The sequence below is a fragment of the Kitasatospora sp. NPDC056184 genome, assembly GCF_042268405.1.
In the GTDB taxonomy this organism is placed as follows: Bacteria; Actinomycetota; Actinomycetes; order Streptomycetales; family Streptomycetaceae; genus Kitasatospora.
The window spans coordinates 1-15,583 of sequence record NZ_JBHJUI010000008.1; the positions used below are offsets into that span (position 1 = coordinate 1).

At 72.8% G+C, this 15,583-nt stretch carries 9 protein-coding genes; 2 read left to right on the forward strand and 7 right to left on the reverse strand.

Annotation, left to right across the window (positions count from 1 at the left end; all coding sequences use genetic code 11):
- Positions 1-50 precede the first annotated feature (50 nt).
- Both murJ and ACFC0B_RS17530 read right to left on the reverse strand, forming a co-directional pair.
- The gene (gene murJ / locus ACFC0B_RS17525) at positions 51-2,609 is read right to left on the reverse strand and encodes a murein biosynthesis integral membrane protein MurJ (protein WP_376086703.1); all 2,559 of its coding nucleotides are present in this window, start codon (positions 2,607-2,609) and stop codon (positions 51-53) included.
- Between the two features lie 57 nt (positions 2,610-2,666).
- Positions 2,667-5,075 carry a DUF6049 family protein gene (locus ACFC0B_RS17530; protein ID WP_376086704.1) on the reverse strand — a complete coding sequence of 803 codons (2,409 nt, stop codon included), beginning with the start codon at positions 5,073-5,075 and terminating at the stop codon, positions 2,667-2,669.
- A 462-nt stretch (positions 5,076-5,537) separates the two neighbouring features.
- On the opposite strand from ACFC0B_RS17530, the gene ACFC0B_RS17535 reads away from it, so the two are divergent.
- A complete protein-coding gene (locus ACFC0B_RS17535) occupies positions 5,538-6,959 on the forward strand; it encodes a CCA tRNA nucleotidyltransferase (protein ID WP_376086962.1) in 1,422 nt (473 codons plus the stop codon).
- Positions 6,960-7,027: 68 nt separating this feature from the next.
- Here the strand turns inward: ACFC0B_RS17535 and ACFC0B_RS17540 are convergent, their stop codons facing one another.
- From ACFC0B_RS17540 to ACFC0B_RS17560, 5 genes are all read right to left on the reverse strand, one after another.
- A complete protein-coding gene (locus ACFC0B_RS17540) occupies positions 7,028-8,110 on the reverse strand; it encodes a hypothetical protein (RefSeq protein WP_376086705.1) in 1,083 nt (360 codons plus the stop codon).
- A 30-nt stretch (positions 8,111-8,140) separates the two neighbouring features.
- On the reverse strand, positions 8,141-8,743 hold the full coding sequence (locus ACFC0B_RS17545) for a hypothetical protein (protein ID WP_376086706.1): 603 nt from the start codon (positions 8,741-8,743) through the stop codon (positions 8,141-8,143).
- A gap of 113 nt (positions 8,744-8,856) precedes the next feature.
- The gene (locus ACFC0B_RS17550; protein ID WP_376086707.1) at positions 8,857-10,194 is read right to left on the reverse strand and encodes an MFS transporter; all 1,338 of its coding nucleotides are present in this window, start codon (positions 10,192-10,194) and stop codon (positions 8,857-8,859) included.
- A 139-nt stretch (positions 10,195-10,333) separates the two neighbouring features.
- A complete protein-coding gene (locus ACFC0B_RS17555) occupies positions 10,334-11,416 on the reverse strand; it encodes an inositol-3-phosphate synthase (RefSeq protein WP_376086708.1) in 1,083 nt (360 codons plus the stop codon).
- Positions 11,417-11,543: 127 nt separating this feature from the next.
- Positions 11,544-12,242: a helix-turn-helix transcriptional regulator gene (locus tag ACFC0B_RS17560; RefSeq protein WP_376086709.1), complete on the reverse strand. Its 699-nt coding sequence runs from the start codon at positions 12,240-12,242 to the stop codon at positions 11,544-11,546.
- 352 nt (positions 12,243-12,594) lie between these two features.
- Between ACFC0B_RS17560 and ACFC0B_RS17565 the strand changes: the two genes are divergently transcribed.
- A complete protein-coding gene (locus tag ACFC0B_RS17565; RefSeq protein ID WP_376086710.1) occupies positions 12,595-15,348 on the forward strand; it encodes a transglycosylase domain-containing protein in 2,754 nt (917 codons plus the stop codon).
- The last annotated feature ends 235 nt before the right edge of the window (positions 15,349-15,583 follow it).

A 15,583-nucleotide genomic window follows, 5' to 3' on the forward strand; every position in this document is an offset into this window, starting at 1 on the left:
GATATCCCCTGCACGGGACGGTCCGGGGAGCGCGGCGGCCCGATGCCGGGTCAGCGGCCCAGTCGGCCGCGCACCATACCCAGCATGGCGTTCAGTTCCTCGATCCGCAGCCGCTTCGCGATCAGCACGAAGACGGCCAGCTGGAGTCCGCCGGCCACCACGACGGTCAGCACCGCCCCGGCCCAGCCGCCGACCACCCGGGTGACCGCGAGGCTGGCGCCCAGGCCCACCAGGGCGGCCGGGACGGAGGCCGTGGCGAGCCGCGAGTAGGTCTTGCCGATCCGCTTGGTGTCCAGGCCGCCGATCTTCTTCTTCAGCTTGGGCAGCGCGACCGTCACCCCGACGGCGTACGCGAGGCCGTAGCCGAGCGCCATCCCGATGACCGTCCACTCGGCCGGCAGCAGCACCCAGCAGAGCAGCGAGAAGCCGGCCTGGCAGGCGGCCACCCAGACGGTGTTGGAGAACGGCGTGCGGGTGTCCTCGTAGGCGTAGAAGCCGCGGAGCATCACGTACTGCGCCGAGTAGGGGATCAGGCCCAGGGCGAAGGCGGAGAGCATCAGGCCCACGTTGCGGGCGTTGTCCAGGGCGGTGTCGCCGCCGCCCACCGCGTAGATGGCCTGGCCGATGGCCGGGCCGAGCGAGAGGAAGAGGAACGCCGCCGGGACGACCGCGACGGCCGTGCTGCGCAGCCCGTAGGAGAGGTCGTCGCGCACGGCGCCGGCGTCCTCGTCGGCGGCCGCGCGGGACAGCCGGGGCAGCACCGCGCTCATGATCGAGACGGTGATGACGGCCTGCGGGAGCTGCCAGATCAGCAGGGCGTTGGAGAAGGCCGCGAGGCCGACACCGCCGTGGCCGCCCGCCTCGGCGTCGCTGCCGGCGGCGGTGGCCAGCTGGGTGATGACCAGGTAGCCGGCCTGGTTGGCGAGCACGAAGAAGAACGTCCACTTGGCCAGCCGGGCCGCCTTGCCCAGGCCGTGGCCGCGCCAGTCGAAGCGCGGACGGAAGGAGAAGTCGGCCGCCCGCAGGTACGGGACCATCGCCAGCGCCTGCACGGCGAGGCCCACCAGGGTGCCGATGCCGAGCAGCCGGACGCCCTCGGGGGTGATGGTCTCCGGGGTGACGTGGGTGCTGTCGAAGCCGCCGTACACCCAGATGTAGGCGCCGAAGGTGAAGACCACCACGATGTTGTTGAGGACCGGGGTCCACATCATCGCGCCGAACCGGCCGCGGGCGTTGAGGATCTGGCCCATCACCACGTGGATGCCCATGAAGAAGATGCTGGGCAGGCAGTACCGGGCCAGGGCCACGGTGGTGTCCGCGCGCTCCGGGGTCTCCATCATCGGGTGGGCGATCAGCTGGACGAGCAGCGGTGCCCCGAGCACGGCCAGGAAGACCACGCCGGCCAGGCCGACCATCACCAGGGTGAGCAGCCGGTTGGCGTAGGCGGTGCCGCCGTCCGCGTCGTTCTTCATGCTGCGGACCAGCTGCGGCACGAAGACGGCGTTCAGCGCGCCGCCGCCGATCAGGATGTAGAGCAGGGTCGGCAGGGTGTTGGCGGCGTTGTAGGAGTCGCCCATCACGGCGATGCCGATCGCGCCGGCGATCACCATGGTGCGCAGGAAGCCGGTGCCCCGGGAGACCAGGGTGCCGGCCGCCATGATCGCACTGGAGTTCAGCAGCGAGGCGACCTTGCCGCCGCCGGACGTCCGGCCGGCGCTCTCCTGGGGGGAGGCCGGGGCGGACTGCTCCTCGGCCGCGAGGTCGGCGAGCGGCTCCACCGCGGGCGGCAGCTGCACGGCGGCCACCTGCATGGTGGCCTCGTCCTCGGCGAGCGGCGGGTCGAACTCGATCGGCGGCACGAAGGGACGGTGTCCGTCCGCGCCGTGGCCGCCGGGGTGGGGGCCGGGGTGGGGGCCGGGGCCGGGTCCGTACGGCGGCTGCGGCCCGTGCTGACCCGGGTACGCGCCGGCCGGGGGGAACGGCGCGGCCGGGGCGGGCCGGCCCGCTGCGGGGGTCGGCCGGTCGGCCGGCGGCTGCTGGACGGGGGGCTGCTGGACGGGAGGCTGCTGGGCCGGCGGGCGGGGCACCTCGGCGGTCACCTGGTTCCCGCCGAACAGCGCGTCCACCCCGACGTACTCGGTGGACTCCGAGTCCCAGGCGGAGTGCGCCGGGCCGGGCTGCCACTGCGGTTGGCCGCCCCAGCCCCCGGCGGGCGCGGCCGGACCCTGCGGGGCGGACGGCCCCGCGGGGGCGGCGGCCTGCGGGGGCAGGTCCTCGCGCCAGCCGGCCTGCGCCGGGGTGTCCCAGCCGGGCTGCACCGGCGGCACCGGCGGCGCGAACGGCGTCGGCGGCACCGGCGCCGGGTAGTCGCCGCCGTGCGGCGGCAGCTGCGGCGGCACGTCGTACGCGGCGACCGGCTGCTGCGGCGCCGCGGGCCGGGGGGCCCGCAGGCCGTACGGGTCCTGCTCGCCGGGACCGCCCTGGTACGCGTCGGCCGCGTACGGGTCCTGGGCGTAGGTGTCGGCCACGTACCAGTCGCCGGACGGCGACTCGGCGCCCGGACGGACCTCTCCGCGGCCCGGAGGCCGCTCCTCGCTGCGCCCGGTCATGTCACCTCTTCGCTGTCGTGGGGGAGGCCGCCCCGGGGTCGGGCGGTGTCGGCGGTGTCAAGGACCAACCTTCTCATCACTGGTGGCCCGATCCCCGCCATCCGCGCGGCTGTCGCGCGGTGTCCGCACGGTTCCACCGGCACCGCCGAGGTCGTCCGGTCCGGCCGCCGTCCCGTCCGCCGCTCCGGCGTCCGGTCCGTCCGCCGCTCCGGCGTCCGGTCCGTTCCCGGGTCCGGCGTCCGGTCCGGCGTCCGGTTCGTCGGCCGGGGCGAGCGGCGCGTCGCCCTCGTCGTCGTGCGCCACCCGCCGCTTGCGCTGGCGGACGAACCGCAGGGCCGCGAGCAGGAGCAGCACCAGGCCGCCGCCGAAGACGTACAGCACGCCGTTGGTCACCGAGGTGACCTCCACGGTGAAGTGCACCGGTTCGCCGTACGGCTGCGGGTCGGGCCCGGTGGTGTACAGCTGGGCGGTCATGCCCACGGTCCCGTTGTTCTTCGCCTCGGCCGGGAAGCGCAGCGTGACGCTCTGCGAGGCGGGCAGCACCAGCTCCTCCGCGGGCATCTCGACCCGGAGCCGGTTGGGCTGGCTCGGGCTCAGCACCAGCTTGAGGTTGGTGACCGTCTGGGTCAGGTCGTTGCGGACGCTGACCTGGAGCACACCGGTGTCACCGGCGAAGGTGATGACCCGCTTCGGCGGCACCTTCACCGCGCCGGTGAGCTCGTCGAGGTAGCTCTGCACGCCGTCGCGGTAGACGCTGCCGGCCGGCGCCTGGCTGCGCCACTCGGTGGACAGCGAGCGGACCATGGCCGCGCTGAACGGCCCGCGCACCCGCTGCGGCAGGGTCAGCACCCGCATCAGGGTGTCCAGGTCGGCCTGGATCCGGGTGGTGGCGGTCAGCGCGGTGGCGGGCAGCTCCGAGTCGCGGACCCGGGCCGGGTAGTCGGTGGCCGCCGGGACGGCCGTGTTGGCCTTCGGGTCGGGCGCCGACTGGGCGAGCGCGTCCAGCTTGACCGGCTCCACCCACTTGCCGTCCTGCGCGGTCTGGAGGGCGGTGGCCAGCACCTTGGCGGTGCCGGCGGAGAGCTCGCGCGGCGGCATGACGAGCAGCCCGCGCTGGTTCTGCGGCTCCTGCCGGGAGATCACGAAGGTCTCGGCGAGGAACCGCTGCACGGCCAGCGTCTGGTCCTGCGGGGTCGCCGGGTCCTCCTCGAACAGCGAGGAGATCACCTGGTCGGCGACCACGGCGGTCTGGCCGTTGCCGATCGGCCGGGGGGCCGTGGGGGTGTACTTCAGCCCGTCCGGCTCGGGCATGCTCGCACCGTTCACCAGCACCAGGCCGGCGCCGGCGCGCTGGGCGACCGAGGCGATCCGCTGGTCCAGGTAGCCGCCGTAGGGCCAGGCGACGTCGGCGCGGGTGTCCACCGAGAGCCGGCCCTCGACGGTCAGCCGGCCGGCGGTGGCCGCCTTGCCGAGCGCGGTGTCGATGCCCTCCAGCTCGGGGGCGTTGTGCGCGATCGAGGCGAGGTCCGGGTCGGCGTAGGGCAGCGCCACCACCTGGCTGCCCGGCTTGGCGACGGCGCCCCGCAGCTTCTCCAGCCAGGCCGTGGCGGCGGCCGTGCCGGTGCCGCGGACGGTGTTCTCGTCCTTGGCCGCGTGGCCCTCCGTGCCGGGCTTCTGCACCCGGTAGTCCTTGGTCATCGCGAACGCGGTGTCCAGCAGGTCCGGGTCCACCACCCAGGTCAGCCCGGTCAGCGAGGAGCCGGTCTCGACCAGCGCGTACAGCCGCCCGCCGGGCGCGAACTCGGCGGCCAGGCTGTCGTCGCGCAGCACCGGGACGGTCTGGTCGCCCTCGGAGAGGGTCTGCGCGACCAGCACCGGGGCGTGCACCAGCGGCCAGAGGGTGGTGACCTTGGACGGCAGGGCCTCGGGCTGGTTGGTCGGGTTGTACGGCAGGAAGGTCCGGGCGATGCCCAGCGGCCGGTCGCGCTGGTTGTCGACGGTCGAGCCCCAGACGTCCACCGCCAGCTCGTACACGCCCTCGGTGGAGAGCTGCAGGTCGGCGACGGCGACGCTCAGCGTGTACGGCTGGCTCTGGCCGGGGCCGAGCTCGTTCAGCGCGTACTGCGGGCTGTCCAGCGAGATGCCGTCCGACCCCTGCGGGCTGGTCCGGGTGACCACCCCGGCGAGCTCGCTGCGGGTGGTGAGCGGCTTGCCCGCCCAGGGCTTGCGGACCGTCGCGTGCGCCGACTTGAGGACGGACTTCCCGCCGTTGGTGACGTGCCCGGAGACGGTCACGATGCCGTTCGGGACGGCCACCGGCTTGTTCACCGACTCGATGGTCAGCGTCACCGGGTACTCGGCGCTGACCGTCGCGTCGGCGGCCGGGCGCGATCCGCCGGCCGCGGCCGCCGGGAAGCCGGGCAGCGTCCCGGCGAGCACCAGCGCGGCGCCGAGCGCGCCGGCCAACCGCCGGGCGGTTCGTTGCAGGACCCGTCCACGGCGTCGGTCCGCCTGCTGTCCCGGGTACCGTGCCGGCTCACTCACGCGGTCCGCCCTCGCTCACGGGTTCGCCCTCGCCGTTCTCGATCGCTGCTGCTGCTGGTGCCGTGCTGCTGCGGATGTTCCGCCGGCCGTGGGGGATGCCGTGAGGATCAGCCGTGAAGAACCTGTGGTCGTCCGCCGCGCGCGCGGCCATGACGGCGCACGGCACCGCGGCCCGCCGACGGTGCCCCGGACTCGTTCCACCGGCATGGTAACGATGTGGTGAGGGGAGCGGTGTTGCGGGCCGGGGAGTGAGCGGGTGGAAACGCGCGGGCGACGGGGCCGCCGGGCCACGTACCCTTGTGAGCCGTGTCCACTGCCAATGAGCCCACCGCCCACCTGACCGGCGCCCATCATTCCAGTTCCGCCGCCCAGGTCGTCCCCGGCCTGAGCGAGGCCCAGGCCCTGGGCCTCCAGGAACTGCTGCGGGTGTCCCCGGTCGCCGACGAGATCGCCCGCCGCTTCCAGGCGGCCGGTCACCGGCTCGCACTGGTCGGCGGCTCGGTCCGGGACGCCCTGCTGGGCCGGCTCGGCAACGACCTGGACTTCACCACCGACGCCCGCCCGGAGCAGGTGCTCAAGCTCGTGCGCGGGTGGGCCGACGCGGTCTGGGACGTCGGCATCGCCTTCGGCACGGTCGGCGCGCGCAAGGACACCCCGCAGGGCTCCTTCCTGATCGAGATCACCACCTACCGCTCCGAGGCGTACGACCGCACCTCCCGCAAGCCCGAGGTGACCTACGGCGACACCATCGAGGAGGACCTGGTCCGCCGCGACTTCTCGGTCAACGCGATGGCCGTCGACCTGCCCGGCCGCGGCTTCGTCGACCCGCACCACGGCCTGGAGGACCTGGAGGCCCGGGTGCTGCGCACCCCAGCCACCCCCGAGGAGTCCTTCTCCGACGACCCGCTGCGGATGATGCGGGCCGCCCGGTTCGCCGCCCAGCTGGACTTCGACCCGGCCCCCGAGGTGGTCGCGGCGATGAGCGCGATGGCCGACCGGATCGCCATCGTCTCCGCCGAGCGGGTCCAGGCCGAGCTGAACAAGCTGCTGCTGGCCGAGCACCCGGTCAAGGGCCTGCGGCTGCTGGTCGACACCGGGTTGGCCGGCCACGTGCTGCCCGAGCTGCCCGAGCTGCGCCTGGAGCGCGACGAGCACCACCGGCACAAGGACGTCTACGAGCACTCGCTGACCGTCCTGGAGCAGGCCGTCGGCCTGGAGCAGGACGGCCCGGACCTCACCCTGAGGCTGGCCGCGCTGCTGCACGACATCGGCAAGCCGCGCACCCGCCGCTTCGAGTCGGACGGCCGGGTCTCCTTCCACCACCACGAGGTGGTCGGCGCCAAGATGACCCGCAAGCGGATGCGCGAGCTGAAGTACTCGAAGGAACTCACCGAGGACGTCTCGCGCCTGGTCGAGCTGCACCTGCGGTTCCACGGCTACGGCGGCGGCGAGTGGACCGACTCGGCGGTGCGCCGCTACATCACTGACGCCGGCCCGCTGCTGGAGCGGCTGCACAAGCTGACCCGCTCGGACTGCACCACCCGGAACAGGAAGAAGGCGGCCGCGCTCTCCCGCACCTACGACGGGCTGGAGGAGCGGATCGGCGAGCTCAGGGCGCAGGAGGAGCTGGACGCCGTCCGCCCCGCGCTGGACGGCAACCAGATCATGGAGCTGCTCGACCTCAAGCCCGGCCCGATGGTCGGCAAGGCGTACAAGCACATGCTGGAGCTGCGGCTGGAGCACGGCCCGATGGAGCACGACGCGGCGGTGGCCGCGCTGCGCGCCTGGTGGGACGCCCAGCCGTAGGACGGGCGGTGGCGGGCGGGGGCGGTCCCGGGGGGAACCCGGGGCCGCCCCCGCGCCGTCCGCCGGGCTCAGAGCTTCTTCAGGCAGAGGACGAAGCTGAGCGCCTCGGTGCTGGAGGACCGGGTGAAGGTGCTCTCGGTGCCCTCGACGTTGTCGCAGGCCTTCTCGTTGTCGCTGGTCGCGTAGACCTTCTTGATCACCTTGTACTGCGCCCGGGTGTCGGTGCAGGGCAGCATGGTGATCCGCGGGCTGGCGTCGTGGGTGGCCGCGGTGCCGTTCTCGTTGCGCAGGCAGTCGCCGGCCTTGGCGAAGTCGATGTCGCTGGGCACCTTGGAGGTGGCGGACGGCGTCGGCAGGGTGATCGTCGGTGCCGGGGCCGGCGGCAGCGAGAAGCTCGGCGAGTGGGCCGGCGGGAAGGTCGGCGCGGGGATGGTCACCGTGGTGGGCGTGGGCAGCACCAGCGGCCGGTACGGGTCGTCGTCGTGCCGGGCGCCGAGGAACGCCCCGGCCGCGATCAGGACGATCGTCGAGCCGATCCCGAGCACCGGCAGCAGCAGCATGAAGATGTGCGGGCGCTTGGTGAGCGGCACGCCCGGGTCGAGCTGCGGTCCGTGGGTGCCGGGCGCCGGCGGCGGCAGGTCCTTGATCCGGTTGTGGGCGGCGAGGTTCCGCAGCAGGGTGACCACGGTGAAGATCCCGGAGAGGTAGCTCCACCAGCCCTGGACCAGGGTGCGGGCCGACATGTCGCGGACCACCGCGGTGCCGCAGGTGCGGCAGAACGGTCCCGGCTGCTTCAGGAACCGCATGATGACGATGATGCCCTGGTGGCCCCGGACGGTGGTGTCGACGGCCGGGAAACCGCCGCAGAACCGGCAGACCGGCCCGCCCTGGTAGGCGTAGCCGGCCGGCGCCGGGTAGCCCCCGGCCTGCGGCGGGTAGGCGTAGCCGCCGGGCGCGGCCTGGGCGGGCGTGCCGTACCCGGGCGGGGCGGCCGGCGGCGGGGCGGCCGGGTAGCCGTAGCCGGCCGGCGCGGGGGCGGCCGGCGGCTGCGGGGCCGGGGCGGCGGCGTACGGGTTGCCGGTGGCGTACGGGTTGGCGCCGTCGGCGGGCGGCGTCGAGCCGTACGGCAGCTGGGGTGGCGGAACGGACAAGGGGATCCCCCGGAAGGACGGTCGGGCGGGTCAGGACTTCTTGACCGGCGGGACGCCGGTGAGCGGGCCGAGGCAGAGCACGTACCGCTTCTTGTTCCAGCGGCGGCCGCTCTTGCCCGAGACGGTGCTGGTGGTGCCCGCGGTGGCGCGGCACCGGGTGGTGTCGGTGGTGGAGTCGTACTTCGCCAGCACCTTGTAGTTCGCCTTGCCGTCGGTGCACGTGACCACCGAGACGTCGCGCGAGCCACTGGCCTTGACGCAGTCGCCGGCCTTGGCGCCGCTGACGCTCGGACCGCTGACGAAGTAGCCGACGATCAGCGCGAGGGCGCCCAGGACCAGGCCGGCCGCCTTCAGCCGGGCCTTGCCGCGGCCCTTCGCGGCCGGGGCGCCGGGCGGGACCGGGGCGGCCGGCGGGTAGCCGTGCGGCGAGGGCTGGCCGTAGGGGGCCGGCGGGTAGGACTGCGCCGGGTACGGCGGGTGCGGGTACGGGGGCGCGGCCTGGGCGGCCGGGTGGCCGTAGCCGGGCGGAGGCGGCGGCGCGACGGTCCCCGGACCGGGTGCGCCGTAGGGCTGCGGGCCCGGCGCGGGGCCGTACGCCTGCGGCGGCCCATACGGAGACGGCGGTGTGCTCATCAGATTGTCCCCCGAGGCTGAACGCTGTCGCTGCGACAGATCTGACGTACCTTAGCGACTCGCGCCGACGCTCCCGGGGCGCAGGGGCCGCCGCCCGGTCCGGCGGGCGGCGTTCAGCGGGCCCGGTCGCCGGGGAGCGGACCGGTGCGGCGGGCGGCGCGCAGATAGAGCACAGCCGAGGCGGCGTACACCAGGGCCACGCCCAGGACGACCGCCACCGAGCGTCCGGAGAGCGGCAGCACCAGCGCGGTCACCAGGGCGGCGGCCACGAAGGCGACGTTGAAGAGCACGTCGTAGATGGCGAAGACCCGGCCCCGGTAGGCGTCCTCGACCGACTCCTGCACCACGGTGTCGGCGCAGATCTTGGTGCCCTGGGTGACCACGCCGAGCAGCAGCGCCGCGATCAGGCAGGGCACCGGGCGGAAGTCGAGGCCCAGCGCGGGCACGAAGATCACCGGCGCGGCCAGGCAGAGCGTCATCCAGCCGGCCAGCCCGAGCCGCCGGCTGCACCAGGGGCTGATCACCGCGGCGATGAAGAACCCGGCGGCGGAGAGGCCGACCGCCTGCCCCAGGGTGGCCAGTCCGGCCGCGCTGTCGGCGGGGTCGTTGAAGGTGTACCGGGCGAGCATCACCACGACCACGATCAGCACGCCGTAGCAGAACCGGGCCGCGGTCACGGCGGCCAGCGCGTGGGCCGCCGGACGGCGGTCGCGCACCAGGTGGACGACGGCGGCCTTCAGCTCGCGGGCGGCCTGGGCCAGCGCCTGGCCGAGGGCCGGCCGGTCCGGGTGGTGCTCGGGGCCGAGCAGGTCCCGGTCCATCCGCAGCGCCGCCAGCGCGGCGGAGAGGTAGAGGAAGGCGGCGAGCGAGACCAGGGCGGCGTCGGCCCGCGGCCCGGGGGCCATCGTCTGGTGCAGCAGGAAGCCGAGACCGCCGCCGCAGGCGGCCGCGACGGTGCCCAGGGTGGGGGAGAGGGCGTTGGCGGTGACCAGCTGCTCGCCGCGCACCACCCGGGGCAGGGCCGCCGAGAGGCCGGCCAGGATGAACCGGTTGAGCGCGGTGACCAGCAGCGCGGAGGCGAAGAAGAGCCAGGTCGGGGCCTGGACCAGGAGGAGTGCGCCGGTGACCAGGCCGAGGCCGAAGCGGGCCAGGTTGCCCAGGTAGAGCACCTGGCGGCGGCGCCAGCGGTCCAGCAGGACCCCGGCGAAGGGGCCGATCACCGAGAACGGCAGCAGCATCACGGCCAGCACCGAGGCGATGTCGGCGGGCGAGGACTGCTTCTCCGGGGAGAAGACGACGTAGGCGGCCAGCGAGACCTGGAAGACGCCGTCGGAGAGCTGGGACAGCACCCGGGCGGTCAGCAGCCGGCGGAAGTCGCGGCCGCGGAGCAGGTCGAGGAGCGTGGCGCGGTGCGCGGCACGGTGGGTACTGCCGTTCTCGGTGATCGCCACGTGCCCAGAGTGCCATGGAACGGGCCGGTGTTTCACGTGAAACATTCGACGGCGGAAGGTGAACGGGCCCACGGTCGACGACCGTGGGCCCGTCCGGTGCCGGAGCGGGACCGGGCTCAGTGCCCGGAGGTGCTCAGGTTCAGCGCTCGACCTCGCCGCGGATGAACTTCTCGACGTTCTCGCGGGCCTCGTCGTCGAAGTACTGGACCGGCGGGGACTTCATGAAGTACGAGGAGGCGGAGAGGATCGGGCCGCCGATGCCGCGGTCCTTGGCGATCTTCGCGGCGCGCACGGCGTCGATGATGACACCGGCGGAGTTCGGGGAGTCCCAGACCTCGAGCTTGTACTCCAGGTTCAGCGGGACGTCGCCGAACGCGCGACCCTCCAGGCGGACGTAGGCCCACTTGCGGTCGTCCAGCCAGGCCACGTAGTCCGAGGGGCCGATGTGGACGTTGTTGGAGCCCAGCTCGCGGTCGCGGATCTGCGAGGTGACGGCCTGGGTCTTGGAGATCTTCTTGGACTCCAGGCGCTCGCGCTCGAGCATGTTCTTGAAGTCCATGTTGCCGCCGACGTTCAGCTGCATGGTGCGCTCGAGGACGACACCGCGGTCCTCGAACAGCTTGGCCATCACGCGGTGCGTGATGGTGGCGCCGACCTGGGACTTGATGTCGTCACCGACGATCGGCACGCCGGCCTCGGTGAACTTGTCCGCCCACTCCTTGGTGCCGGCGATGAACACCGGGAGGGCGTTCACGAAGGCGACCTTGGCGTCGATGGCGCACTGGGCGTAGAACTTGGCGGCCTGCTCGGAACCGACCGGCAGGTAGCAGACCAGGACGTCGACCTGGGCGTCCTTCAGGGCCTGGACGACGTCGACCGGGGTCTCGTCCGACTCCTCGATGGTCTCCCGGTAGTACTTGCCCAGGCCGTCGAAGGTGTGGCCGCGCTGGACGGTGATGCCGGTCGGCGGCACGTCGCAGATCTTGATGGTGTTGTTCTCGGACGCCGTGATGGCGTGCGCGAGGTCCTGGCCGACCTTCTTGGCGTCGACGTCGAAGGCGGCGACGAACTCCACGTCACGGACGTGGTAGTCACCGAACTGGACGTGCATCAGCCCGGGGACCTTGCCGGCCGGGTCGGCGTCCTTGTAGTACTCGACACCCTGCACCAGCGACGTGGCGCAGTTGCCCACACCCACGATGGCTACGCGAACCGAACCCATTCCGGTTGCTCCCTGTGATCTCATGAGCGCCGCCGAGGGTCGGCGGGGCTCGTCCTGCTTCTTCGATGACTGCTTGACGGGCGCGTGCGCGCCCACTCCTGCCGCGCGGCACAGGGCTGACGCGGTGTCAGCGCTCCTGGTCGGAGCGCCCCGGGCGGTCGTACGGTGGCCCGGGCGGGTCCGCGGACCCGTCCTCCTCGCCTCGGCCGTCCGAAGTCTTGGGTACTGCGGATCCGGTCGCGCCGGCCGACGATCCGGTCCGGCCGGTGCGGTTGGCCCGCTCGGTCTCGATCAGCTCGTTGAGCCAGCGGACCTCGCGCTCCACCGACTCCAGTCCGTGCCGCTGCAGCTCGACGGTGTAGTCGTCGAACCGCTCGCGGGCACGGGCGAGCGAGTTGCGCATCCGCTCCAGGCGCTCCTCCAGCCGGCTGCGGCGGCCCTCCAGCACGCGCATCCGCACGGCCCGGTCGGTCTGGCCGAAGAAGGCGAAGTGCACGCCGAAGTGCTCGTCCTCCCAGGCGTCCGGGCCGGAGTCGGCGAGCAGTTCCTCGAACCGCTGCTTGCCCTCGGCGGAGAGCCGGTAGACGATCTTGGACCGCTTGCCGTTGAGCGCGGTGGCCGGGACGTACTCGACGTCCGGGTTGTCCTCGACCAGGAAACCCTGCGCCACCAGGCTCTTCAGGCAGGGGTAGAGCGTCCCGTAGGAGAACGCGCGGAACGAACCGAGCAGGACGTTGAGCCGCTTGCGCAGCTCGTACCCGTGCATCGGGGCGTCATGGAGCAGCCCGAGAACGGCGAACTCCAGCACTCCTGAGCGCCTGCCCACTGCCGTCGTCCTCCCTTCCCCGGCCGGTCCGCGACCCGCCTCCTTCGGCGGTATGTCGCTCCGATGTATCGGCTCGATATATCGAGAACAGTAAACCTGGGTCTCCGAACGGGCAAGGGGGGCGCGCGTGAATGTGATCACAAGCCGACGCGCGGGCAGGGTTGGCAACGGGCGTGTAATGATCTGCCGCCGTTTTGTGGCTATTGGCGATTGATGCCCGATTAGGTCGGTTTCCGAGCTGCGTACGCTGTCGCGTGTGCACGAGGACCACCTCCGGGGTTAGGTCGGTTGCGGGCATCGGACGTGGACCCTGCCTTCAGGCTCGACCGGCCTGGCGAGGAGTAGCTGGAACATGAGCGAACGACGACGCAGGTCGCCAGGCGGCGACGGTCGTCCCCCGGGCGGAGACAGCGGGCGCGAGGCGGGCGCCGAGCCCGACGAGATCGGCTCGGAGGGCCTCGGCCGGCGCCGCCCGCAGGGCGGGCGGGACACCGCCCAGCAGCCCCGGATGACCCGCGCCGAGATGCGCAAGGCGGCCCAGAAGGGCGGTCGGCGCGGTGCGGCGGCCACCGGCGGCGCGGCGGCGGCCGGCCCGGTCGGCTCGGCCGGCTCCGGCCCCGGCAAGAAGCGGTTCATCGACTACCCGCGCTTCGGCAAGCAGGGCTTCCGCCGCTGGCTGCCGTCCTGGCGGCAGTGGCTGAGCGCGGTGCTGCTCTTCGTCGCGGCCTGCGTGGGCTCGGTCTTCTACGTCTACCAGACGACCGAGATCCCCAAGCTGAACGCCCTGGTCAACGACCAGAACAACATCTACTTCTGGGCCGACGGCACCGAGATGGCCCGCAAGGGCGAGACCAACCGGCAGATCGTCGAGCTCGCGGACATCTCGCCCAACCTGCAGAACGCGGTCATCGCGGCGGAGAACGCGACCTTCCGCACCGACAGCGGCATCGACCCCAAGGGCATGATGCGCGCCGTCATCAACATGGCCAAGGGCGGCGAGACCCAGGGCGCCTCGACGATCACCCAGCAGTACGTGAAGAACGCCTACCTGACGCAGGAGCAGACGCTCTCGCGCAAGGTGAAGGAGTTCTTCATCACCCTGAAGGTCAATCAGGAGTTCGAGAAGCCCGAGATCCTCAAGGGCTACCTGAACACCAGCTGGTTCGGCCGCGGCGCGACCGGCGCCCAGGCCGCCGCCCAGGCGTACTACGGCGTCAACGCCAAGGATCTCGACCTGTGCCAGAGCGCCATGCTGGCCGGCCTGCTCAAGGGCGCGTCGTACTACGACCCGACGATCAAGGACAACCAGGCCCGCGCCGAGGAGCGCTGGACCTGGATCCTCAACCGGATGGTGGAGACCAAGAACACCACCCCCGAGGAGCGGGCGAAGTGCACCGCCTTCCCCCAGCCGATCAAGCAGGTCCCGCCGGCCAACATGAACGGCCAGATCAGCTACCTGGTCGAGACCGCCAACAAGTTCGTCATGGCCAAGGATTCGTCGATCGACCAGCGGGCGATCGACAAGGGCGGCTTCAAGATCTACACGACCTTCCAGAAGGACAAGGTCGACGCCCTGAAGAAGGCCGTCGACGAGGTCAAGGCCGAGACCCTGAACCCGCAGAAGCGTCCGGACAACGACAACTTCGTCCAGTTCGGCGCGGCCAGCGTGGTCCCCAACGACGGGGCGATCGTCGCCATCTACGGCGGTGACGGCGTGGAGAACGGCCACCACGACAACAACGCCGACGCCCAGGGCGTCCAGGTCGGCTCGACCTTCAAGCCCTTCGTGCTGGCCACCGCCATGCAGACCGGCGTGCTGACCGCGACCGACGACAAGGGCAAGCCGAAGCGGATCAACGCCGACAGCCGCTACCTCTCCGACGACATGTCGGAGATCCGCAAGCCGGACGGCTCGCTGGTGATGGGGGACGAGGGCAAGCCCTACCGCCAGAAGAACGAGGAGAAGGGCAAGCGCGGCTACGTCTCGCTGCGGATGGCCATGCAGTACTCCTACAACGTCCCCTTCGTGCAGCTGAACCAGGACGTCGGCGGCGAGAACGTGATGCAGATCGCCGAGGCGATGGGCATCCGCAAGGAGAACCTGGAGAAGGAGGTGAAGACCGCCACCTTCCCGCTCGGCGTCTCCACCATCAGCCCGATCCGGATGGCCGACGCCTACGCGACCTTCGCCGCCAGCGGCAAGCAGGCCGACCCGTACTCGGTCACCAAGGTGCTGATGGACGGCAAGGAGCGGCCCGGCTTCGGCAAGCACGAGACCAAGCAGGCGCTGGAGCCGGCCGTCGCCGACAACATCACCGACGTGCTGGTGAACGTGGCGAAGAACGGTACCGGTAAGAAGACCAACACCCTGGGCCGCCCGGTGGCCGGCAAGACCGGTACCACCGACGAGGGCAAGTCGGCCTGGTGGGTGGGCTACACCCCGCAGCTGACCACCAGCGTCGCGATGTGGCGCGAGGACGCCGCCCACCCCGGGCGGCTCTCGCTCAACGGCACCGGCGGCAAGGACTCGGTGCACGGTGGAGACGTCCCGGCGGACGTCTTCACCCGGTACATGAAGGCCGCGCTGGCCAACGAGAAGAAGCTGGACTTCCCGACCCCGCAGCCGGTCGGCTCGCAGGTCGACTCCTCGGGCGCGCCCAGCACGGCGAGCGCCACGCCGACGCCGACCTCGACCGAGACCGGGCCCACCGCCCCGGCCGACCCGAACGCCGGCCAGCCGACCCAGCCGCCGGCCACCCAGGGACCGGCCTGCGTCCCCGGCGTCGACTGCCCGGGCACCGTGCCCACCGCGCCGGCGCCGACCAAGACCAACCCGAACCCCGGCGGCGGCAGCAACGGCGGCGGTACCGGCGGTACCGGCGGAGGTGGCACCGGAGGCGGCACGGGCGGTGGCGGCACCGGCGGCACCAGCCCCTCGCCGACCTGCCTGCTCGGCCCGATCGGCTGCACCACGCCCACGCCGCCGGCGACCACCGATCCGGGTGGCGGCGCCGGCGGGGCGGGCGGCACCGGAGGCACCAAGACGCCCAAGCCCAGCGGGTCGGCCACGGCCACCTCGGGCGGCGGCAACGCGGCGGCCCCGTAGACGGCCCCGCAGGACGGTGACTCGACAAACGGCGGTGGGGGGGGGGGGGGGGCGGCCCCCCCCCCGGGGGCGGGGGGGGGGGGGGGGGGGGGGGGGGGCCCCCCGCCCCCGGGGGGGGGCGCCCCCCCCCCCCCCCCCACCGCCGTTTCGCCGTATTCGGAGCGGTTCGTGCCGGTACCGCGCCGCCCGGCGGCGCAGGCCGTCGCCGCCCGCCCGCGGAAAAGGGCCAGGGGCC

Excerpts from the sequence above, each read along its gene's own strand:
- murJ (WP_376086703.1), bottom strand. The coding sequence starts at position 2,609 with ATGACCGGGCGCAGCGAGGAGCGGCCTCCGGGCCGCGGAGAGGTCCGT.
- ACFC0B_RS17545 (WP_376086706.1), bottom strand. The coding sequence starts at position 8,743 with ATGAGCACACCGCCGTCTCCGTATGGGCCGCCGCAGGCGTACGGCCCC.
- ACFC0B_RS17555 (WP_376086708.1), bottom strand. The coding sequence starts at position 11,416 with ATGGGTTCGGTTCGCGTAGCCATCGTGGGTGTGGGCAACTGCGCCACG.
- ACFC0B_RS17565 (WP_376086710.1), top strand. The coding sequence starts at position 12,595 with ATGAGCGAACGACGACGCAGGTCGCCAGGCGGCGACGGTCGTCCCCCG.